The sequence below is a fragment of the Pseudarthrobacter sp. H2 genome, from assembly GCF_050157045.1.
GTDB lineage: Bacteria > Actinomycetota > Actinomycetes > Actinomycetales > Micrococcaceae > Arthrobacter.
In genome coordinates this window covers 3,669,792-3,690,684 of sequence record NZ_CP189594.1, presented here as the reverse complement: position 1 = coordinate 3,690,684, position 20,893 = coordinate 3,669,792, and the positions used below count along the sequence as shown (strand labels likewise).

The following is a 20,893-nucleotide window of genomic DNA, read 5'->3' as shown; positions in this document are numbered from 1 at the left end:
ACCCATCGGGATTGCCGCCCTGGGCGCCGATCCGCGACCCATCCCGGTGATTGGGATCAACCGAGACCCGGGCGCGGGTGCAGATTATGGTTCTCGAAAGATCCGACGAGACTCACACAACGAGGAGCCTGAAAGATGACTACAGACGTTCGCCAGGAACCAGGCCTATTGCCCGGACTCGGTGATGGATCAACTCTGCGTGAATTGCCGACGGAGCACGGAACACTTCGATACCACGAGGCAGGTGAAGGCCCGCCACTGGTCTTCCTTCACGGCTCGGGGCCGGGCGTGACCGGGTGGGGCAACTTTGGCGGTATCCTCCCGACGTTCGCCAAGCATTTCCGGTGCCTTGTCATTGAGTTCCCGGGGTTCGGCGTCAGCGACCCGACCGATCTGCACCCCATGCCCGCCGCCATGCAGGCCGTGACCGACCTGCTGGACGGGCTGGGACTGGACCGCGTTGACATCATCGGCAACTCGATGGGCGGAATGGTCGGAACCCTGTACTCGATCAGCCACCCCGAACGGGTCGGACGTCTGGCTACCGTCGGGGGACTGGGGCTGAACATCTTTGGTTCATTTCCCGCCGAAGGCATCAATCTCCTGGTGGCCTTCACGGAAGACCCCACGCGCGAGCGGCTCATTCAGTGGCTGCGCTCCATGGTCTACGACGAGGCGCTGGTCACCGAGGAATTGATCGAGACCCGCCTGAAGCAGGCAACCGATCCGAAGACCCTGGCCAGCGTGCGCAAGATGTACAGTGCCGCCGCAATGAAGGCGATGATTGCGGCGCAGGCCGCCTCCGATGAACCACCGGCCTGGTCCATGCTGCACAAGGTCAAGGCCAAGACGCTGATCGTCTGGGGCCGCGACGATCGCGTCACCCCGTTGGACGGAGCATTGGTTCCCATGCGGACCATCCCCGACGTGGAGCTCCACGTCCTGCCCCAGTGTGGGCACTGGGCCATGATCGAAAAGAAGGAAGCCTTTGAGAGCGTCGTGCTTGGCTTCCTGCAGCGTAACGAGGCAGCGCAATGACCAGCACGGTGAGCACTCCGCGGATCACCGCCTGGCAGGCCCGCGTGGTGGATGTGATCCGTGAAACCGCCGATGCCCACACCTTGGTGCTGGAACCGGCAGACGGATGCAGCGACGGTTTCAGTTACCGGCCCGGTCAGTTCCTGACCGTGCGCATCCCCAGCGAACGACCCGGCGGCGCGGCCCGATGCTATTCATTGTGTAGCTCGCCGCAGCAGGACGAACAGCTGAAGATCACCATCAAGCGCACCCGCGACGGCTACGGATCCAACTGGATCTGCGACAACGTCGAGGAAGGACACGTGCTGGAGGTGCTCAAGCCGGCCGGGACCTTCGTGCCCGACTCGCTGGACTCCGACTTCCTGCTCTTCGCGGGAGGTAGCGGTGTGACCCCGGTGATGTCCATCCTCAAGTCCGCGCTGACCTCCGGCACCGGTTTGGTGACCATGGTTTACGCCAACCGCGACGAACAGAACGTGATTTTCAAGGACGAGCTGATCGCCCTGACCAAGTCCTACCCGGGACGACTGAATGTCATCCACTGGCTTGAGAGCGTCCAGGGCATTCCCGAGGTGGCGTCCTTGACGGCGTTGGCCGGCCCCTACGCCGAGCGCGAGGCCTTCATCTGCGGCCCGGGCCCGTTCATGGATTGCATCGAGAAGGTGCTGACCGAGGTCGGGGTGCCGGGGGAACGCATCCATATTGAACGGTTCAGCTCCCTGGTCACTGATCCGTTCGCGCCGATCGAGATCGTGGTTGATGAAAACGCCGCCGACAACAAGGTCGTGGAGGTGCAGATCAATGGTGAATCCAGCACCCTTGTCTGGCCGGCGGAGAACAAGTTGCTCGATGTCCTGTTGAATGCCGGCATCGATGCACCGTTCTCCTGCCGTGAAGGCTCGTGCAGCGCGTGCACCTGCATTGTCGTGGAAGGCGCAGTCACCTTGGACCGCAACGAAGTATTGGAAAAGGAAGACCTGGAGGAGGGCTACATCTTGGCCTGCCAGGCGCGGCCCGTCAGTGACAGGCTCAAGATCACCTACGACGAGTAGGATCGCAGGACCGTGGTGGACTACCCGCCCTCGACTCCGCCGGATCGCTGGCTGGCATGTGGGGGCGGATTTTTGTATGACGTCGAGCCTGCTGGGCTCCACTCCGGTGGCTGGGCGCGATGGGACACGTGGGCCCGTCTGCGTGGACGCAGCCGATGGTTGCCGGGCTTCGGGCCGCGGCACGGTTTCGGGGTGGCGCCATCTGGATCGCGGCGGCCGAGCCCGGCCGGGGGAAACTCGTGTGTCGTTTGGCCTGCCGCGGGATCGTCACGTGCACGTCAACGCACATGCGTGGAGCTCGTTTGCCGGTGCGGCGGTCCTGCCTCGTGGTCTGTGGTCCGGCGAACGGTGGGTGTTTGGTTGCGGTGCCTTCGACGGCCGGCCGACCTAGCTTGCCTGCTCCGAAGTGGCATCCGTGGCCTCCACTGGCCACTCCTCGCGGTAAACGACGTTGAGTCTCCCCTCGATGGTCGCCTCGCGGACTTCGGCGCGCAGGGACTCGCAACCGATGAACCGGTCCTTGGGCTGTTCCCCGCACTGCGTTGCGGGGCGTTCCCTGCATGCCTCCAGTGACTCCGCGGTCCATTGGATGCTGGTCTGCTGCCAGGTCGACTTGCGAACCAGGACGCGGGCCACACATTCGGTGCAGTCCAGCGGCTGCAGCGGAATTTCAATGAGTCGGGTGTCGCCTTGCGTTTCCATCAGACCGGTTGCCTTCCTGTTGGCTTACGGGAGTTGAGGTTTCGAGCCAGGGACCGCTGCCAGGTGTCCACCGGCAGGGTCGTATCCATTTCGTATTCGAAACGATCGGTCATCTCCGGTTCCACGTCGGCGACATTGCGGAAGAACTGTTCGTACCAGCGTCGCAGCTGATAAACCGGGCCGTCTTCCTCGCACAACAGCGGGTTGTCGATGCGGGTTTTCTTCTGCCATATCTCCACGTCCTTTCCGAAACCGTGGAGTATTCGAGCGGCCTGGTCGGCGGCGAACTCATGCGGGTCGCGTCCAAGCTCCTCGTTCCTCTTCACGATGACCCCGGAGAGCAGCACGAGAGAGTGCTCGTCAACCGGGTAGTGCGCGTTGATGAGGACGGCGCTCTGGTCGTGGGTTTCGTAGACGTAGTCCAGCTCGTCGACCATGAACGAAGGGCCGAAGTAGGAGGCCACCGAGTTGGTCCACATGATCTGTGGCAGGGCGTCCTCGAGGGGATGCCGGGAGTACTCCTGGCGCATTGGTCCATCGAAATACTGGGTGGCGACGTGGTCCTCAAAGACATTCTTGAAGAATGTCGGGCGGTGGGAGCTGGCGTAGAAGAAGCTTGCGGTGTCAACAATGTGGTCCACGATATCGCGCGGCTGGGCGGTGACCACCATTTCGTTCCAGACCCAATCGGTCCATTCATCGGAACCGGCGCCGCAAATGCGCGGGATCGATTGGGCCGCGGCCGGGGGATTGCCCTCGGTGTCATTCCAAACGAACAGCAGCCCATCTTGTTCGAGGACCTCCCAGCACGGGGCCTGCATATCCGGCAGGAAGCGGTGTGCACCATGCACCTGGCACGCAGGAGAGCCATGGCCGGTCCCGGTATCGGCGGAGCTCTCGGCCGCGAGCGGGCAGTGTTCATTGAAAACATGGATTCGTCCGTCCGCGGCGGTGCGGAGGGACAATTCCTGCCCGAATGCCCTGAGGGAACGTACTTTTCCGTCATTGAAATGCCTGGACAAGCCCAGGCAGTGCCAGCCGCGGGCGAACCGTGCGGGGATCCCATTGTCGACGATCTGCCGGACTTCGCCCTGCCCCGAATCAACACCGCCCATGCGGAATCCGTCCCTTCCAGATGCGCCTGTACGGTGCCTGTCGTTCAAATACTTGAACCCATATTTATCCACGTAATGTGACCTGGCACTTAGTCGGTCCCGGTGAGTGGGATTCCCGTTTTTTCCCGGGCCAAATGTCTTACTGGGTGGGACAGTCCGCAAACCACACCCTGCCGCTCTGGTTGTGTATCCCACACATGCTGTGCAGGAAGAAGGAGAGGGAATGTCCAATAATCAGGTTTGGGACGGCGAGGTCGACGTCGTCGTCGTAGGTTCCGGCGCCGGTGCCATGGCCGGTGCCTACAGCGCCGCGAAGCGCGGTCTGAAGACCGTGGTCGTGGAGAAGACCAAGCTGCTCGGCGGCGCTTCGGCCTATGCCGGCGCCTCGTGCTGGCTGCCGGCCTCACAGGTGCAGGAGCGTTTCTCGGTGCAGGACTCCTCCGAGGAGGCCAAGACCTACCTCACCTCGGTGCTTGGGGACCATGAGATCGAACGCCGCGAGGCCTTCATAAACACGGCACCGAATTTCGTGGCCGAATTTGAGCAGGATCCGGCGATCGAGTTCAAGTTCATCCCCTTCCCGGACTACTTCGCGGCCCCCGGCCGCAAGGACGTGGGTCGCTCGGTCATGCCGGAGGACCTGCCGCGCGAGCAGATCGGCGAACTGGCCGACATCGTGCGTCCACGCGTCGAAGAGGACCGCTACGGCAAGGGCCACGAGGACGGTCCGCTGACCGCCGGCCAGGCGCTGATTGGCCGGCTCCTGCTGGCCTACACCAACACCGGAAATGGCACCATACAGCTGGAGACCGCCTTGACCGAACTCATCGTCGAGAACGACAAGGTCGTCGGTATTGTCGTCGAGGGTCCGGATGGCACTCGGCGACTGCGCGCCCAGGTGGCCGTGATTCTCGGGGCCGGCGGCTTCGAGGCGAACAACGACATGCGTCAGTCCTTCGGGGCGCCGGGTTCCGCAGCATGGACCATGGCACCGGACGGTGCAAACGTCGGCACAGGCATCCGTGCCGCCGAGGCCGTGGGCGGCGTCGTGGAGTTGATGGACGAAGCGTGGTGGGCACCGGGCACCGTGCAGCCGTCGGGGCAGACCGCCTTCGCGCTGGGGTTCCGGGGAGGCATCTGGGTGGATGCCAACGGCGAGCGATTCGCCAACGAATCGCTTCCGTACGACCAAATGGGCCGTGTGCTGGCCCAAGCGGCCGAGGAGCGCATCCCGTCCTGGTTCATCTTCGATTCGCGCTTCGGCGGCGACCTGCCCGGCATCCAGCGCCCGATGAACACCACCCCGGAGGAACACCTGGCCGCTGGCACGTGGGTGAAGGCCGACAGCCTTGCCGACCTTGCCGGACTGACGGGCCTGCCCGCCGACGCACTGGCCGCAAGTGTTGAACGCTTCAACGGGTTCGCCGCCACGGGAGTCGACGCGGACTTCCACCGCGGCGAAGACGCCTACGACCTGTTCTTCGCCGATCCGAGCCACGGTCCGAACCCTGCCCTGGTCGCCCTCGAACAGGGGCCGTACTACGCGGCACGCATGGTGCTTGCAGACCTGGGCACCAAGGGAGGGCTGCGCGTGGACAAGGACGCCCGCGTGCTGACCAAGGACGGCGAAGCCATTGAGGGACTGTACGCCGTGGGCAACACCAGCGCTTCCTTCTCCGGCCGTTTCTACCCCGGTCCGGGTACCCCGTTGGGTTCGGCGATGGTCTTCGCCTACCGTGCGGTGAAGAGCATGCAGCCGGCGATCGTCGCCGGATAGGCGGCGTTCCCCGCATTCGAGGAACACCAAGGCGGGGCGTGGCGGAACCAATTGGTTCCGCCACGCCCCGTTTCGCTGTTTTCAGGGATGCCCAGCGTTGGACTTCAGCGCGGGCCGGCTGCCGATGCCGCGGGCATGCAAAGGGCGGCGGCATGAAATGCCGCCGCCCTGCGCTTGATGGTGCCCGGGTTCGGCGTCTAGGGCCGGTGGGGCAGATCCAGGGCAGCCAGTGCGGGCGCGTACATCACGGACTTCACCGTGCCCAAGGTGGCCGGGTGCCCGGGCAGCCGCCCGGTGGCAAGCGAAACGGCGTGGCCGATCAGTTCCTCGGCGCCGACAGCCGCGTCGACTACCCCGGCGCGGACCGAGTCGGCTCCTCCAGTGCGCCGTCCAGTGAGCATGGCGTCCCGGGCGGCCGCCGGGTCCAGCTTGCACTGGACAAGGGCTGCCATCCCCGGGGTGAACGGAATGCCGATGTGGACTTCCGGGAAGCAGAAGAAGCCGCGGTCCTCACGCATGACACGGTAGTCGTGCGCCATCGCCAACAGCGCCCCACCGCCGAAGGCATGCCCGTTGATTGCAGCGACGGTGGGCATGGGCAGTGTCAGGAAACGGCGGTAGAGCCGGTGCACGTGGTGGACGTAGTCGGCCTGTAGCTGCACGGGTCTTTCGGACTCGGCCACGTCCAAGCCGTTTGAGTAGAACTTTCCGCTTCCGGTGGTGACCAGGGCGGCCGGAGGACCTGTGAGCACCTGATCCGGGAGCTCGTTCACCTCTTCCATCCAGTCAAGGGAGAAGCGGTTCTCACCTTCCCCCAAATTTAGGATGGCGGCCGCGCCGATGGTGTCGAGCCTAGGCACCGGTGCCACCTGCCGGCTGTGCGACGGGACGCAGTTCGCGTTTGAGGATCTTGCCCGTGGCGTTGCGAGGCAGGCAATTGGTGATTTCCACGGTGCGCGGGACCTTGTAGTTGGCCAACCAGCGCTTGCAGTGGGCGATCACCTGTTCGGCGGTCAGCTCTGCGTGCGGTAGGATCTCCACGTAGGCCCGCGCCACCTCGCCCAGCCGTTCATCGGGCTGGCCGATGACCGCACTCGCCACGACCCCGTCCAGGGAGGAAATGGTGTTTTCCACCTCGGCCGGGTAGACGTTGAACCCGCCCACGGTAAACATGTCCTTGATGCGGTCGACGATCGACAGGTAACCCTGTTCATTGACCATGCCCATGTCGCCGGTGTGCAGCCAACCGTCCGGGTCGATGGCCTTGCTGGTCGATTCCGGATCATCCAGGTAGCCGATCATGACGTTGTCCCCGCGGACCAGGATCTCGCCTGCGGTGCCTGCAGTTGCCTGGTTCCCCTCGGGGTCGACGATGCGGATCTCGAAGCCGGCGGTGGGCACACCGCAGGTGCTGCTGATTGTCTCGTGGCTGTCATCAAGCTTGCACATGGTCACCACGACGGCTTCGCTCAGCCCGTAGGCGGTGGTGACCTGTTCGACCTTTGCTTCCCCGCGCAGGCGTTCGAGGAGACGGGCCGGCACCATGGCCGAACCGAGCACCGCCAGGCGCCAGCTCAGCTCGGAGGCATCCGGGCGCTGCGGGTGGTCCAGGATCGACTGGTGGATGGTTGGTGCGCCGGGAAGAACCGTGATGCGTTCTTCGCGCAACAGGCGCACGGTTTCATCGAGATCGAATACCGGCATCGGGTAGATGGTTGCACCGGTGGCCAGGCACACCAGGATGCCGACCTTGTAGCCGAAGGTATGCGAAAAGGGGCTGACGATCAGGTAGCGGTCCTCGGGGCCGACCTGCGCGCCCTGCGCCCAGGCCACGGCAACCCCGAGGGTCTGCCGGTGCGCCGAGATGACACCCTTGCTGCGGCCGGTGGTTCCCGAGGTAAACACGATGTCGGCCACGTCGTCGGGCTGGACCGACTTGGCGCGTGCGGCAACCTCCGCAGGATCCACTGTTGAGCCGAGTACCGTGAGCTCGTCCCAGCCCAGTAGCGGCAGCGCTGCCGCGCTGGGGGCTTGCGTCGAGTCTGCTTCGTCGGCCGGCAGGCAAATGATGGTTTGAAGCTGTGGCAGGCCGGCGACCAGCGGCGCCTGATCGGTGTACCCCAGCCGGGCGGCGCCGTCGACGAGCAGGGCCGGGTAATCCGTGTTCAGGAAGCCCTCGGCGGCAAAGAGCGCCTTCACCTTGGCGCGGCGAAGGATCTCGTGGGCCTCCACGCCCCGGTACCGCGAGTTCAGTGGAACCATCGGGGCGCCGATCGCGGCGGCGGCCAGCGCGGAAACAACCCAGCGGTAGTTGTTTGGCGCCCAAATCGCCACGCTGTCCCCGTGTTTGATTCCGCGGGAGATCAGTCCGGCCGCGACGGTGCGCACCTGCGCCGCGAGTTCGGCGAAGGAAAGTCGGGTGTCCCCGTCGACGACCGCCTCGCGGTCGGGGAAACGCTTGGCGGCGCGGGCCAGCATGGCGGGAATGGTCTGCGGCTGCTCATCGTGTTGCATGCAAAGTGCTCCCTTGTATCCTCTGCGGGACCCGTACGGCAAGGTCGACCCCGGTGTTCGTAGTCGGTCCCCGGAATGGTTCACTCGAGCGTCCGTGTGCGGCCGCTACATATTGCGCCGGGCGCAGGGATATGCCCACCAAGCGCTTGATGACAGGCTTGTGGAAGGGCCCGCGCCGTGCGGAGGGCGGTGAATGGATTTCGCCGGGAAACAACTCGAGACTACAGAGCGCGTCGACACGCCGTCCGGGTGGTCCCGGTGGGCGGGAACGAGCACGGAATCGGGGCGATGGTCGTCCAATGCCGAGGCCGCCGTGAAGACACGGCGGCCTGAATGAGAAAGTCGGGTGCCTTGCCCATGGGCGCAAGGCCGTGGGCGTGGTACCGCGCTTAGGCCATCAGCCCGTCCAGGAAAAGCGCTGCGCAGTCGTCGCCGAGCTTTTCCAGGGTATAGGTCGAAGACGGTCTGAACCAGCGGGCGGTGAGCCACAGTGAGTCGCGAAGCAGGCGGTGCACGACGTGGGCGTCAAGATCCTTCTTGAACAGTCCGCTCGTGATGCCGTTTTCAATGGTCTCCACCCACATCTCGGCAATGTCACTGCTGATTGCCCGGGCGCCGGTGGTCTTGGGGAGCTTCTGAATGTAGGCGACTTCGGTCTGGTAGATCTGGGTCGCGTGGGGATGGTCGCGAATGATCTCCAGAGTGGCGCGCATCAGGTTTTCGAGGGTGTCGCGCGGACCCTTCCCCTCCTCGAGGACCATCCGATAGCGGCCCTGCAGGTCGTCGAGGAACCCCTTGAGGATTTCTTCGACCATTTCATCCTTGGAGACGAAGTGGTGGTAGAGGCTGCCCGAAAGCATTCCCACGGAAGCGGAGATCTCGCGGACCGAGGTCGAACCGATGCCCTGTTCCGCGAAGAGGCGGGCGGCGTTGTCCAGGATCTCGGTCCGCCGGTCGGGCGAGGTCTTTTCGGCCATGGTCACTCTTTCGACGATCGCTGTGGGTGGGCGCGATTGAATGGTAATTATCAACCGTATCAAGTAACCAAGCGCTCGCTATGCTGGATGCACGCCGTCATGGCAGTGACCGCCGGGGGTTGGGCGCGGGGTACCCCAAACCCACTGCCGGTGGAGAATGCCCCAAGCGCGCGCATGTCAAGGACGGTGTTCGCGTCCCGTCCACTGGGATGAACCGGAACGCCCAGCAGTCGGTGCGCTCTAATAGGGCAGAAATGAAGTTGCGCGTAAGCCCGCGAACCCGCGGTCGAGGGTCGGGGGCGTCCCACCCGTCGATCCCGGGCCGAATATCGGCCGACTGCTGCGCCCAGGCATCGAGTGGTGAGGACCCCCACCGAGGCCACCAGAAGAATTGCCATCCTAGGGACAATACTGTTTACTTAGGCTTTTTTGGTATTCGCTTGAGTGGCCAGTTCGACATTTTCCTTTTGATGACGCGGGGGTTGGTTCTTGGCCGGCGCGGGGGCAGCAGTTCATGCAGGATTTCGCGGCAGAAGACCGTGAAGGCCTCCGCCAGACGCTCAGGGGGAAAAAGCCGGGCGCGCGGCGAGGGAACGCCGTACTGCCCGGAGGGTGCGGGTGAAAGAGAACCTCAGGGGGTCTTCCTCGAAGTGGTGGGCGACGTCGCCGATGAGGGACCGGATGGCGTAGTGCACGCAGAGGTATCCGTAGATTTCCTGCAGGACCCCGTCGGGGGTTTTGGAGCGCAGCACGGTCCCGGGGCCGCGCTGGTGGGTTTTGAGTTCATCGAAGCAGGACTCGATTTCCCAGCGTTTGGCGTAGGCTTCGGCAAGGTCCTCCGCGGAGGCGGCGTGCGGGTCAAGGATCGTGGTGATCAGCCGGAATTCGCTGCTCGTGTCGCCGGTGCTGACGGTGTATTCGATCACGCGCACCCGGATGGGGTCCGTGTTGTTCCGCCGTGTCTTCGGGTTCGCGTAGACGGCGGAGAGGTAGGAGCCGTCGGCCAGGTCCTCGAGCACGGGCAGCACGGCGTTGGCCTTGACCCGCCACAGCAGTTGCGCACCGGTTCCGGAGCTGTCCTTCCAGGCCGTGTAGGAGAAGAACCCGCGGTCGGCCATGGCCAGCATGTCCGCCTCCAGCCGGTGGAGCAGGCCCGGATAGAGGTCGTGCTCGGACGTGGAAAAGCCGGAGACCACGGCCCCGATCACCGCGTGCGTGGCGCATTCGACCAGGCCGAGCACCCGCGCCTGCGGGTAGGCGCTTTTCAGATCCGTGGCCGTGCCCGGCCTGCCATACGCGCGCTCGTTGGCCTCCGTGTCCGCCAGATCCAGGCAGGTCCCGTCCACGGACACCAGCCGCCAGGAGCCGTGGAATCCCGGACCGCCCGGGAGTGCCAGAGGCTTCGCGGTCTCGGCGAACAGTTCGGCCATCACGGCGGAACCGAGGCGGGTCCGGGCCTTGAAGATCGCGGCCTTCGTCGGCATCTGCCAGTCCCGGAACCGGCCCGTGATCCATTCCATGCCGGCCAGCAGGGACCGCATCACTTCCTCATACGAACCGGCCGAAAACAAGGCCAGCGCCATCACGTAATAGACCATCAACCGCGACGGCAGCAACCGGTTCCGCTGCTCACGGGCCCCGGTCCGCCCAATCACCGCATCAACGACATCCGGCGGGAAAACCCGCGTCAAAACACCGAGCGAGACGTGGTCACTCAACCGCTCAGGACCCTCGGGAGTCACCCATCCGCTACGCGCCATGCCGAAAGATTAACACAACTACTCTAAGTGAACGGCATTGATCCTAGGGAGGAGAAGCAGATGAGAAATTGGACCCATCACCAGGCTCGCATTAACGGGTTGGACATGCACTACGTGGAAGAGGGCGATGGGCCGCTGGTGGTTCTGTTGCACGGATTCCCGCACACTTGGTTTAGCTGGCGCCATCAGATCAGTGCCTTGGCCGCTGCCGGCTATCGGGTCGTGGCGCCAGACCTGCGGGGCATGGGGCAGACCGACGCCCCGTGGAGCGTGGCTGACTACCGCTGCGATAACATCGTCCGGGACATCTGCGCGTTGCTCGATCACCTTGGTGAACGGCAGGCGGTGTTTTCGGGCATGGATTTTGGAATGTTCGTCGCCTATGACATCGCCTGCGAGCGCCCGGAGCGGGTGCGGGGACTGCTGGGCCTTCAATACGCGACGTACTCGGCCTACGACCGCTTGCCCTCCGAAGTGGAACGCGAACGCGGCCGGGCCCACTTCAACCACATGTCCTACTATGTGGAGAATCCCGAAGCGGCACGCGCCGACTACGACGCGCACCCCCGAGAGATCATCACGAAGATTTTCAACATTCTCTCTGCCGATGGCGACTTTTCCCGTCTTTACGCGCACCCGCCGGGCACCGCATACCGCCACGCCCTGCCCAAACCGCCTCCGCTACCGTGGAAGTGGCTCAACGAATGGGAAGTCGAAGCCTACGTCTCTGACTATTCCCGCAGCGGCTTCCACGGTGGGATCAACTGGTACCTGGCCGCGGATATAAACTGGGAGTACCGCCAGCGCCGCGGGCCCAGTGTCAGTAGCGTCCCTCTGTATTTTGTGGCCTCGGAGGTGGATGTTGCGGTGGCCGAGAAGTATGGTGAGGGGCTTCCTGCGCAGCTCGCACAGAACCACAACGATGTGCGGGCGCTACGCGCGGTCAGCGGGGGCGGCTACCTTCTGGCCATGGAACGACCGCGGGAAGTCAACGAGGCGTTCATCGATTTCCTTCGCGACCTGGATCGTCGCGGGGCAGGCCGAGCGGAGCCTGCCGATGGTTTTTCGAGCGTGGATGCACGGTAACGAGCCGAAGCCGGATCTTGCCCAAGGTGCGAGGTCCCCGAGGGGAACAAGCCGCATCCCATGATGGATGTGTATAGATTTTGGCGGGACTGCGGGCCCGGCCGGAGACGTTAAGCAGCAATCGGCCCCGAACTTCTGGGGGCCGATTGCCGGACTTCAAGGACGTGCCAAGAACCTGGGCGCCTACACCGGGGTGATGGACAGTTTGTGCTCTTCGGGAACCGCATAGCTCGAAGCGGAGTCATCCAGCGGCAAGTAGTGGCTGTCCGGCTCCAGTACGCAGTGCGTGCGGGCGTACACGGTGTACATGCATTTGTTGCAATGGGTGCACCGACTGGACACCGAATGGTCCTGTTGGATTCGGTTGATCAAGTCCGGCTCGCGAAGCAGGCCGCGGCCCATGGCGATCAAGTCGAAGCCCTCCTGCATGCCGGTATTCATATGGTCCAGGTTGTTGATGCCACCGAGCAGGATCAATTTCGTGTTCTTCATGACCGGTACGAACTGGCGGGCAGCCTCGAGCATGTACAGATCCCTGTAAGGGAAGTTGCCCAGCGCCAGCTTGCCGAACAGGCGTACACCGGTCTTCATCGGTTCTTTCACCACGGCGGCGAACTCCGAGACGGGAACGTCCCCTCGGAACAGGTACATCTGCCGGATGATCGATGAGCCCTGGGTCAACTCGATCGCGTCCAGCGTCCGATCCTGGTCCAGCAGCTGTGCCGTGCGGATGGATTCGGTGAGCCAGATGCCGCCCGGCAGGCCGTCATCCATGCTGATCTTGGCGATTACGGCCACGCGGTTGCCGACAACCTCGCGGACCCGTTGGGCGATTTCGCGAACCAGGCGCGCCCGGTTCTCGATGCTTCCGCCGTACTCGTCCTTGCGGCGATTGAGTAGCGGGCTGAGAAACGAGCTTGGCAGGTAGTTGTGGCCGAAGTGGAGTTCCACCGCGTCGAATCCAGCTTCGACAGCGATCTTGGCGGCCTGCCCAAACTGGTCTATGACCGTGGGGATCTCCTCCTGCTTAATCGCGCGGCAGTATTCCATGGACGAAGGATTGAAGAAGCGGCTCGGACCCATGGCTGTGACCCCGGTGATCTTCTTGGAGGCAACCAATCCGGCGTGGCCGAGTTGGGCGGAGACCGCACCCCCTTCCGCGTGGATGGCATCGGTCAGGCGTTTCAAGCCCGGTAGTGCCTTCTCGCTCATCAAGATCTGTCCGGGGGCAGAAGCACCCTCGGGGGAAACGCAGCAGTACGCCACGGTGGTCATGCCCGCCCCACCGCGAACAAAGTCAAGGTGGAAATCAATCAGATCGTCGGTGACCAGTCCCTCGGGCGAACGGCCCTCGGAGGTGGCCGCCTTGATGATCCGGTTGCGCAACTTCACCGGACCGAGGGTGACCGGGGAGAAAATGTCCGGATGTGCTTCTGAGGTGTGGGTTGAGGGACTTGCTGAGGACATGAATGTTCCTTTCGCGGGGCCGCCGCGGAGGGATTGTTCTCCGTCCTGGAGCAGCGCACTGGGGGTGTCGAATCCATACTGAACGGGCCCCGACGTGTGACGAGACCCTTGTTGCTTCCCATGCCACGGCAAGCTGCACGATGACCGGGGCCGAGGGGACACGAGAGGGACCCCCGCCCACGCGTGGCATCGTGGCCGGAGTCCCTACACGGTGGTTTCCTAAAAGAGAGTCACGCGGCGGCGGCCCTGGACGTACGTCCGGTGCCTAGCCAAGCTGCCCGAGCACCGGCTCTACGCGGCTGATGATTTCGATACGGCCCTGCCGCACGGCGTCGTCGATGGTGGCGCGCAACGTGGAGCACGACAGGCCGGTCGTACCGCAGAGCCCGCCCTCACCGACGGCCGCGGCCTGCGCGATTTTGGGGCATGCGGCGCTCGTATCGCCCAGCCACTGAACGCTGGTGTGCGGCATGGAGAATTTCTCTACCAAGACTGCAGTGCCACACTCGTGGCAATCGATCGGTTGCATCATCGCTCCTAGATGTTCTTGGCCTTGGCCGCCTCCGCGGGTGAGACGTCTCAGGGAATACGTAGTTTCATCGTTGTGCGTAGGGGGGAGCCCTACGGTAAATCGTGTTGTTGGTGGCCGGCGTGTTGGCCCTCGGCCCGCGCAGTGGATGCACTGGACCATTGCGTGATCCGGTGGGGGTGGTACCCGGCAGGTTCCCTGCGGATATTGCCGGTGTACCACCCCCACGGATTTGAACGTCTAAGGCGGGTTCCTCGGGATGCCTGGGACTAGTCGTTGGCCATCGCAGCGTTGGCCAGGTTCTCCTTGACCTCGACCGCCCAGGTTTCCAGGGCCTTGGTGGTGTCGACCTCGAACTCGAAGCGGGCCACCATGTCCTCGGTGATGTCCTCGACGTCAACGTAGAACTGCTCATACCAGCGGCGCAGCTGGTACACCGGACCGTCCTCGGCGGTCAGCAACGGATTCTCGATGCGTGTCTTGTGCTTCCAGATCTCCACGTCCTGCTTGAACTGGGTCTCAACACCCTCGGTGAACATAGCGGCCATTTCCTCGGCCTGCTCCGGAGTCACTCCATCGATGGTCTGCACAATGGTGCCGAACTGCAACACGAACGAATCCTGGGAAATGGGGTAGTGGCAGTTGACCAGCTTGGTCTCCACGGTGGTGTCGCCCGAAACGGTGTAGACGGTGTCCAGCATGAACGACGGGCCGTAGTAGGCGGCGTCGGAAACGGTCTCGGAGTCCGGCAAGTCCAGCTGCACGCCGGTCTTGATGTCTTCGCGGCCGGTCGAGCGCATGTGTTGGGCGGCGACATGGCCCTCGAAGACATTCTTGAAGTACTGCGGCATCTGGTAGTGCACGTAGAAGAAGTGCGCCATGTCGACCACGTTGTCAACGATCTCGCGGCAGTTCGAGCCCTTCACGACGAAAGTGTTCCAGGTCCAGTTGCTCCATTGATCCGTGCCGTAGCCCGGAATCTCGGGGATGGTGATGTCCGCCGGAGGCGGGTTTCCCTGTGGGTCGTTCCAGACGAAGAAGAGGCCGTTCTGCTCCAAGGTCTCCCAGCGTGCGGTGCGGGCGCGAAGCGGAACCCGCTGGGCGTAAGGCACGGCCTTGCACTTGCCGTCGCCGCCCCAACGCCAGTCGTGGAATGGGCAGGAGATCTCGTCGCCCTTGACCTCGCCGTGGGAGAGGTCACCACCCATGTGGCGGCAGTATGCGTCCAGGGCGTTGAGCTGGCCCTTGGTGTCCACCCAGACCACGAGCTTGGTGCCGAATACCTCGATCGAGTGCGGCTTGCCGTCGCGGAAAGTCTTTGCCAGGCCCAAGCAGTGCCAGCCACGCGCGTATCGCGTTGGGTTCTTGCCCTCGTCGATCAAACGTACTTCGTCGTTCTCGTCAGCTTCCGTTGGGGTAGTCAACTCAGTCACGGCTTCTCCTATCATTGGTGATTCGCATCGGATGTTGGTTAATAAGGTGCGGGTGAACGGTACTGCTGCCGGCTGGTCTGGCAAGGCCCTACGTCGTGAACCCCACGAGCACGGCATCGGTATGTGCCGGTGAACTCAAGGGTGGGTCGTGACATGTCCCCGACTGTCTGGGGGAGCCGGGGCGAATGGTCAGCGCATGAGGACCTGACCGCCATCGACCGGAAGCGAATGCCCGGTGATGTATCGCGAATTTTCTGAGCAGAGGAACACCACCGCGGGGCCGATATCGGTTTCGGTGTCCCCCAGGCGCCCCAGGGGGATCGTGGTCATGTACTCTCGAGCTTCCTCCGGGTTGATGCGTTCCCAGTCTTCGAGCGCGGGGGATTTTGCCAGTGGCAGGATCGCATTGACTCGAATGCCGTCGGTTGCCCACTCACAGGCTGCGGTTCGCGTCAGGACACGGATGGCTTCCTTGGCTGCTGCATAACCGCCGTACCCCGTGGGATTCCATCGGACTCCAGCCGCCGAGCCGAGGTTGACGATGGCGCCGTTACCGCGAAGATGCGGATGGCAGGCGCGCATCATTCGCCAAGTTGCCAACGGCCCGGACTCCATGCCGCGCAAGTAGTCCTCTTCCGGGAGCTCAAGAAGGGTTCCGTGAACGGTGCTTTGCGCATTGTTGACCAAGACCGACAGGCTGCCGAAGTGATCAACTACGTCCTTGATGAGCGCTTCGATCTGTTCGGGCTTGGTGACATCGCAGGAAAAGGCATATGCGTCGCCGCCTTCGTTCCGGATTTCTTCGGCTACGGCTTCGACCTTATGCGCGGTGCGGCCGACGATTGCCAAGCGGGCCCCCTCGGATGCCAGTGCGCGGGATATGCCGCGGCCCACCCCTTGTCCTGCACCGGTTACCAAGGCCACTTGGCCATCGAGTACACCCATGTCTGCTTTTCCTTCCCTCAAGGCTTCAGCACACAGTCTGCCCCGACGCCATAGGCAAAATCTCCGCATATCCCACTCTCCGGGACTTCCATACCAAGGTGGAAGTGACCCAAAACATACTGATGTCACACTCTTGGAAGGGCGACCCTTTCTCCCCTCCGTGCCGCACTGACAGGCCACAGATAGGACACACAATGGCGTCGTACCTTCAGAAACAGAAAATCCCGTCTACCCGGACGCCCGGGTATGCCAAGATCATCACGGTTCTCATTGCCACCGAGCTCGTGGGAACCTTCGAATCCGCAATGATCTTTATTGCTCTTCCACGCCTCATGGTGAAATTTGAGGCCGATGCAGCAACCGCTGGCTGGGCAGCGACTGCGTTCCTCTTGGTCGCGGCCGCCTCTGCCGCCATTTGCGGGCGGCTAGGTGATGTGTATGGCCGGAAGCGGTTGTTGGTTATTGTCCTGAGCATCTCGATCGTTGGATCGATCATCAGCTTTAGCTCCGGTACCTTGGAAGGCGTCATCATTGGGCGCGCATTCCAGGGCGCGGCCGGTGCGACGTTGCCCCTGGGGTTGGGCATCGCCCGCGAAGCTCTTCCGAAGGCAAAAGTCCCCGGCGCTATCGCGCTCGTGGCGGCGGTGTCGTTTATCGCCGGTGCGGGCGGCAGCCTGATTGCCGGTATTTTGCTTGACTTTGGAAGTTGGCAGGGTCTCTTCGTTGTCTCTGGGGTCTTGGGCCTGATCGCAACGGTTATGGCAATGACGATGTTGAAGCCTTCAACAGGCCTGGACGAAGATCGCAAGAAGCTTGACTACATTGGAGGGCTATTGTTCGCACCCGCCGTTGCACTGGTTCTTTACGGACTCACGAACTCCGCAACTTGGGGAATTACCGACAGCCGCACCCTGCGCTTTGTGCTCGGCGGGCTTGTGGTAGCCGCTATTTGGTGCTGGTGGGAGCTGCGCGTTACCAACCCGATGATCAACCTGCGCCTATTGAAAACAAACAAGATGGCCCTGACCCAGCTGGTCACGGCAATCCTGAGTATTGGCCCCTTGGTTGCGGCTTCGATTGTTGGTCCCATGGTCATGCTTTCCCCAGTCGGCTCCCCGGTGGGTCTGGGCTTGTCTGCCACGATGGCTGGACTGGTCATCTTCGGCGCGGCTAGCGTAAGTTTCCTATGCTCACCAATCAGTGGCCGGATTGCCGCGAAGATGGGTGCCCGTCGGGCCCTTTTGATCGGCATTGTCATCTGTTCCATGGGCTTCGGAATGCTCTTCTGGGCCCAGCACAACCTCATCACCTTCATCATTGCCATGAATGTCATGTTTTTGGGTTCCATGTTCGCCTACACGGCATTCCCGAACCTGGTGGCTGAGTCGGTGCCGGTTGAAAACACCAGTGAGGGGATGGGCATCAACACCGTTACCCGGACCATCTTCATGGCCGTGGGCACCACGGTCACGACGATGGCACTTACCACTTCAACCGTGACGGACACCGGTGTACCTACCGAGTCCGCTTTCGGACTGGCGTACATCATCATCTTGGGTACCTGTGTTATCGGGTTCATTCTGGCGCTGCTGATCAAGAATGAGAAGGTCGAAGCCGCGGCTCCGGAGAACCCGGATCTGCTTTCCGTCTTGGGGCACTGAGCCCCTGGGCCTTTGCACTGCATTGTCCACCGGGTTCCGACGTTCATTTGATCTGAGCGGACTCCCCATCAAGCGATGAAAAATGCGGGTCCCAGGAACTGAAATACCGGTGGGCTCCTGCCATGGTGCAGGAACCCACCGGTATTGTCTTTGTATCTCCAGGAGGCGGGCCGCACTTAGCCTTCAAAGCGCTTTATCAGTGCGGCAAGCGCCTGGCCTCCACCGATGCACATCGTGACGACGCCATATTCAAGGTTGCGTCGCTGCAAATCCTTTGCGGTTCGTAGCAGCAGGATGGCCCCGGTAGCCCCGATGTGGTGATGGCACCGCCATACGGATTGGTGCGTTCGGGATCCAGGCCGGCATCGCGGATGACGGCAACGGCCTGCGACGCGAAGGCCTCATTGAGTTCAATGGTGCCGATATCCTGTGGAGTGAGACCGGTTGCTGCGAATAGCTTGTGTAGTGCCAACGCCGGAGCATAACCCATGATTTCGGGCTCCAGCGCGGCGGTGGTGACGTGTTCGAGGGTGGCTAGGGCGCTGAAGCCGCGTTCCCGTCGTCCTTCCCGCATCAGCACCACCGCTGCGGCACCTTCATTGATGCCCGAGGCATTACCGGCGGTGACGCTTCCATCCTCCTGGAAGGCTGGCTCAATGCGGAGAGGCTTTCAAAAGTTGCTTCCGGACGGGATGCTCATCGTACGTGACGGTTACGGGCTTGCGTTCTTGGATCTGAACCGGGGTGATTTCTTCGGCAAAGGCGGTGCGTGCCTTGGTGCTATCGGCGCGCTGTTGACTCTGCACCGCGAAACGGTCCTGTTCCTCGCGGGACATGTTGTACCTCTGTGCAACGTTTTGTGCGGTGACCCCCATATGCTGGCCGCTGAAGGGATTTGTCAGCATGGCCACCGTCCCGTCGAGCAGTCTGCGGTCTCCCAGACGGGCGTTGTCGCGGGCAGCGAAATCGAGGAATGGCATGCGGGACATCGACTCGGTGCCGCCCGCCACAATGGTCTGTGCCGGTCCCCAGCCCAGCTGCTGTGCCCCGGACCAGGCGGCCTGCGAACCGCTGCCGCACAGCCGGTTCACTGTGAAGGCGGAGGTTTGCACGGGCATTCCGGCGCCAAGTGAGACGCGGCGAGCCACGTAAGCATCGGCGCCGACCTGACCAACGCAGCCCATGATGACCTCGTCGATTTCCTCGGTGCTGACGCCGCTGCGTGCCATGGCCTCGCGGGCGGCAATCGCGCCAAGTTCGTGTGCGGGGACGGACTTCAGGCTCCCGCCAGCGGCCGACCGGTGTCCGGGCGCCATTGACGATGACGATTCGTTCTCTAGGCAAGGGTGTTTCCTTCGACTTGGGGTTGATGGAGGTGCAGGCACGGCTACTGGAGCACGGGCCATTGCTCGCGGTGCTACCGACTGATTGAGGGGGCGGTTTCTCTGGGCACGATACGAAATTGGGCGGGGCGTGTATGAGCGATCCCGCTCTATGGGATTTGCGCGCGGTGGGCTGCCCCAGCCGGTGACGATGGAAGCAAAGAATCCGTGGGAGGTTGCCGCACGTGAACGGCAACACCAAAGACAGGACCCGATGATTTCAGATCTTGCATTCTTCTCGTTCGTTGGACTGGACGACCCTTCCTTGCACGGTGCGTACAATCGCTGGCACCAACTGGATCACCGCCCGGAGAATCTCGCGCTACCCGGCGTGGCGTGGGGGGATCGCTGGATGCGAGTCCCGGAGCCCGCAACCCCTTCGAAGATTGATCCGGCATTTGAGGGAACCGACTTCGTGGCGATGTACTGGTTCCGTTCTCCGGTCGATGAAAGCGTCGCGGAATGGGACCGATTGGGGGAAGCCTCGTTCCAGTGGGGGCGCGGACCGATCATCCCCGGAGTCGAGCGGCATCTGCTGGCGTTCTTTCGCCCGGTCAAGGGCTACTCCGCACCGCGGGTACTGGTCGGCCCGGATGTACTGCCTTACCGACCCAACCGCGGAATAGATATTACGCTGACCCGGTATGCGCAGCCCCACTGTCTAGAAGCCCACAGGAGTTTTGGGTGGGAAGACACCCTGCTCATGCCGGAGTTGCTCGAGCTGGACGGGGTGGCCGGCGGATGGACCTTCTCCTTCAGCCATGCACAGCGGCACACCACTTTGCCCTTTGCAGATACCGTGATGCACCAGCCTGGGGAACTGCGCATTCGCCTGCTGTACCTTGACGGGGAGCCGGAGCAAACCGGAGCCGCGGTGCGTGAGACGGAACGAAGACTCGGCGCCGAAGCTGATGCTCCAACGCAAGTGGGTGAGGTGCTGTTTGCCTCGACCCTGAGCACAATCGTTCCTTGGAGGGACTGGTGAATAGCATTGAAGAACGCCTACGGGCCCTTGAAGACCGCGCCGAGATCGTTGACCTGATTGCCAGCTACGGGCCGTACGCGGATTCCGGAAATGGTGCGGCGATTGAGGCGTTGTGGACCCCGGAAGGGACCTATAGTTTTGACACCACCACGCTGCAACATGCGGAGTTGGCTGGACTGGTCGATCTTGGAACCCACCGCGATTACATGGAAGCCGGCTGCGCCCATGTGTTGACAGCGCCTTCGGTACGCATTGACGGTGATACCGCGGTTGCCACAAACCACTCACTGGTTTTCGTGCGGCGTGCGGAACCGTGGACAGCAGAACGCGTGAGTTCCAACCGCTGGTTTCTCGTCCGTACAGGTGGCGGCTGGCGGGTGTCGAAGCGGGAGAACCGCCTGTTGACCGGCAACGAATCGGCGCGCGAACTCTTCGCCACCTAGTCCTGCTGGTTCGTATCAGAGCCAAGC

The 20,893-nt window shown here is 62.9% G+C and carries 18 protein-coding genes and 1 pseudogene; 7 read left to right on the top strand and 12 right to left on the bottom strand.

The annotated features are described in order from the left end of the window. Positions 1 to 135 precede the first annotated feature (135 nt). Positions 136 to 1,038 (top strand): alpha/beta fold hydrolase, encoded by a 903-nt coding sequence (locus ACQCSZ_RS17150; protein WP_427004906.1) that lies wholly within the window; start codon positions 136 to 138, stop codon positions 1,036 to 1,038. Continuing rightward, on the top strand, positions 1,035 to 2,090 hold the full coding sequence (locus ACQCSZ_RS17145; RefSeq protein ID WP_427004905.1) for a 2Fe-2S iron-sulfur cluster-binding protein: 1,056 nt from the start codon (positions 1,035 to 1,037) through the stop codon (positions 2,088 to 2,090). Before ACQCSZ_RS17150 ends, ACQCSZ_RS17145 begins: the two co-directional genes overlap by 4 nt. Positions 2,091 to 2,477: 387 nt before the next feature. Here ACQCSZ_RS17145 and ACQCSZ_RS17140 read toward each other — a convergent pair whose 3' ends face one another. Beyond that, a complete protein-coding gene (locus ACQCSZ_RS17140) occupies positions 2,478 to 2,792 on the bottom strand; it encodes a hypothetical protein (protein ID WP_427004904.1) in 315 nt (104 codons plus the stop codon). Further along, the gene (locus tag ACQCSZ_RS17135; RefSeq protein WP_427004903.1) at positions 2,792 to 3,907 is read right to left on the bottom strand and encodes a 3-ketosteroid-9-alpha-hydroxylase; all 1,116 of its coding nucleotides are present in this window, start codon (positions 3,905 to 3,907) and stop codon (positions 2,792 to 2,794) included. The genes ACQCSZ_RS17140 and ACQCSZ_RS17135 overlap by 1 nt, the downstream gene beginning before the upstream one ends. A gap of 223 nt (positions 3,908 to 4,130) precedes the next feature. On the opposite strand from ACQCSZ_RS17135, the gene ACQCSZ_RS17130 reads away from it, so the two are divergent. After that, on the top strand, positions 4,131 to 5,684 hold the full coding sequence (locus ACQCSZ_RS17130; RefSeq protein WP_427004902.1) for an FAD-dependent oxidoreductase: 1,554 nt from the start codon (positions 4,131 to 4,133) through the stop codon (positions 5,682 to 5,684). Between the two features lie 197 nt (positions 5,685 to 5,881). Here ACQCSZ_RS17130 and ACQCSZ_RS17125 read toward each other — a convergent pair whose 3' ends face one another. The 4 genes from ACQCSZ_RS17125 to ACQCSZ_RS17110 all read right to left on the bottom strand — a co-directional run bounded on the left by ACQCSZ_RS17125 (position 5,882) and on the right by ACQCSZ_RS17110 (position 10,935). Then, on the bottom strand, positions 5,882 to 6,544 hold the full coding sequence (locus ACQCSZ_RS17125) for an enoyl-CoA hydratase-related protein (RefSeq protein ID WP_427004901.1): 663 nt from the start codon (positions 6,542 to 6,544) through the stop codon (positions 5,882 to 5,884). Beyond that, positions 6,537 to 8,198, bottom strand: a complete 1,662-nt coding sequence (locus ACQCSZ_RS17120; RefSeq protein ID WP_427004900.1) for an AMP-binding protein — start codon at positions 8,196 to 8,198, stop codon at positions 6,537 to 6,539. The genes ACQCSZ_RS17125 and ACQCSZ_RS17120 overlap by 8 nt, the downstream gene beginning before the upstream one ends. A gap of 389 nt (positions 8,199 to 8,587) precedes the next feature. Then, a complete protein-coding gene (locus ACQCSZ_RS17115; protein WP_427004899.1) occupies positions 8,588 to 9,175 on the bottom strand; it encodes a TetR/AcrR family transcriptional regulator in 588 nt (195 codons plus the stop codon). Between the two features lie 560 nt (positions 9,176 to 9,735). Further along, positions 9,736 to 10,935 (bottom strand): IS4 family transposase, encoded by a 1,200-nt coding sequence (locus tag ACQCSZ_RS17110; protein ID WP_427004700.1) that lies wholly within the window; start codon positions 10,933 to 10,935, stop codon positions 9,736 to 9,738. Between the two features lie 27 nt (positions 10,936 to 10,962). Between ACQCSZ_RS17110 and ACQCSZ_RS17105 the strand changes: the two genes are divergently transcribed. Continuing rightward, entirely contained in the window at positions 10,963 to 12,021 is a 1,059-nt protein-coding gene (locus ACQCSZ_RS17105; RefSeq protein ID WP_427004898.1) for an alpha/beta fold hydrolase, read from the top strand. A gap of 183 nt (positions 12,022 to 12,204) precedes the next feature. On the opposite strand, the gene ACQCSZ_RS17100 is transcribed toward ACQCSZ_RS17105, so the two are convergent. The 4 genes from ACQCSZ_RS17100 to ACQCSZ_RS17085 form a co-directional block, all read right to left on the bottom strand. After that, positions 12,205 to 13,488: an NADH:flavin oxidoreductase gene (locus tag ACQCSZ_RS17100; RefSeq protein ID WP_427004897.1), complete on the bottom strand. Its 1,284-nt coding sequence runs from the start codon at positions 13,486 to 13,488 to the stop codon at positions 12,205 to 12,207. Between the two features lie 265 nt (positions 13,489 to 13,753). Continuing rightward, complete coding sequence (locus tag ACQCSZ_RS17095; protein ID WP_427004896.1) at positions 13,754 to 14,020, bottom strand: hypothetical protein; 267 nt, start codon at positions 14,018 to 14,020, stop codon at positions 13,754 to 13,756. 266 nt (positions 14,021 to 14,286) lie between these two features. Then, positions 14,287 to 15,450, bottom strand: coding sequence for a Rieske 2Fe-2S domain-containing protein (locus tag ACQCSZ_RS17090; protein ID WP_427004895.1), 1,164 nt, complete (start codon positions 15,448 to 15,450; stop codon positions 14,287 to 14,289). Positions 15,451 to 15,639: 189 nt separating this feature from the next. Further along, positions 15,640 to 16,395, bottom strand: coding sequence for an SDR family NAD(P)-dependent oxidoreductase (locus ACQCSZ_RS17085; RefSeq protein ID WP_427004894.1), 756 nt, complete (start codon positions 16,393 to 16,395; stop codon positions 15,640 to 15,642). Positions 16,396 to 16,589: 194 nt separating this feature from the next. On the opposite strand from ACQCSZ_RS17085, the gene ACQCSZ_RS17080 reads away from it, so the two are divergent. Next, positions 16,590 to 18,056, top strand: coding sequence for an MFS transporter (locus tag ACQCSZ_RS17080; RefSeq protein ID WP_427004893.1), 1,467 nt, complete (start codon positions 16,590 to 16,592; stop codon positions 18,054 to 18,056). A 176-nt stretch (positions 18,057 to 18,232) separates the two neighbouring features. Here the strand turns inward: ACQCSZ_RS17080 and ACQCSZ_RS17075 are convergent. Further along, positions 18,233 to 18,714, bottom strand: a pseudogene (locus ACQCSZ_RS17075) (hypothetical protein). Then, on the bottom strand, positions 18,710 to 19,372 hold the full coding sequence (locus ACQCSZ_RS17070) for a thiolase family protein (protein ID WP_427004892.1): 663 nt from the start codon (positions 19,370 to 19,372) through the stop codon (positions 18,710 to 18,712). Before ACQCSZ_RS17070 ends, ACQCSZ_RS17075 begins: the two are co-directional and overlap by 5 nt. Before the next feature lie 280 nt (positions 19,373 to 19,652). On the opposite strand from ACQCSZ_RS17070, the gene ACQCSZ_RS17065 reads away from it, so the two are divergent. Further along, the gene (locus ACQCSZ_RS17065) at positions 19,653 to 20,423 is read left to right on the top strand and encodes a hypothetical protein (RefSeq protein WP_427004891.1); all 771 of its coding nucleotides are present in this window, start codon (positions 19,653 to 19,655) and stop codon (positions 20,421 to 20,423) included. Then, complete coding sequence (locus ACQCSZ_RS17060; protein WP_427004890.1) at positions 20,420 to 20,866, top strand: nuclear transport factor 2 family protein; 447 nt, start codon at positions 20,420 to 20,422, stop codon at positions 20,864 to 20,866. The genes ACQCSZ_RS17065 and ACQCSZ_RS17060 overlap by 4 nt, the downstream gene beginning before the upstream one ends. The last annotated feature ends 27 nt before the right edge of the window (positions 20,867 to 20,893 follow it).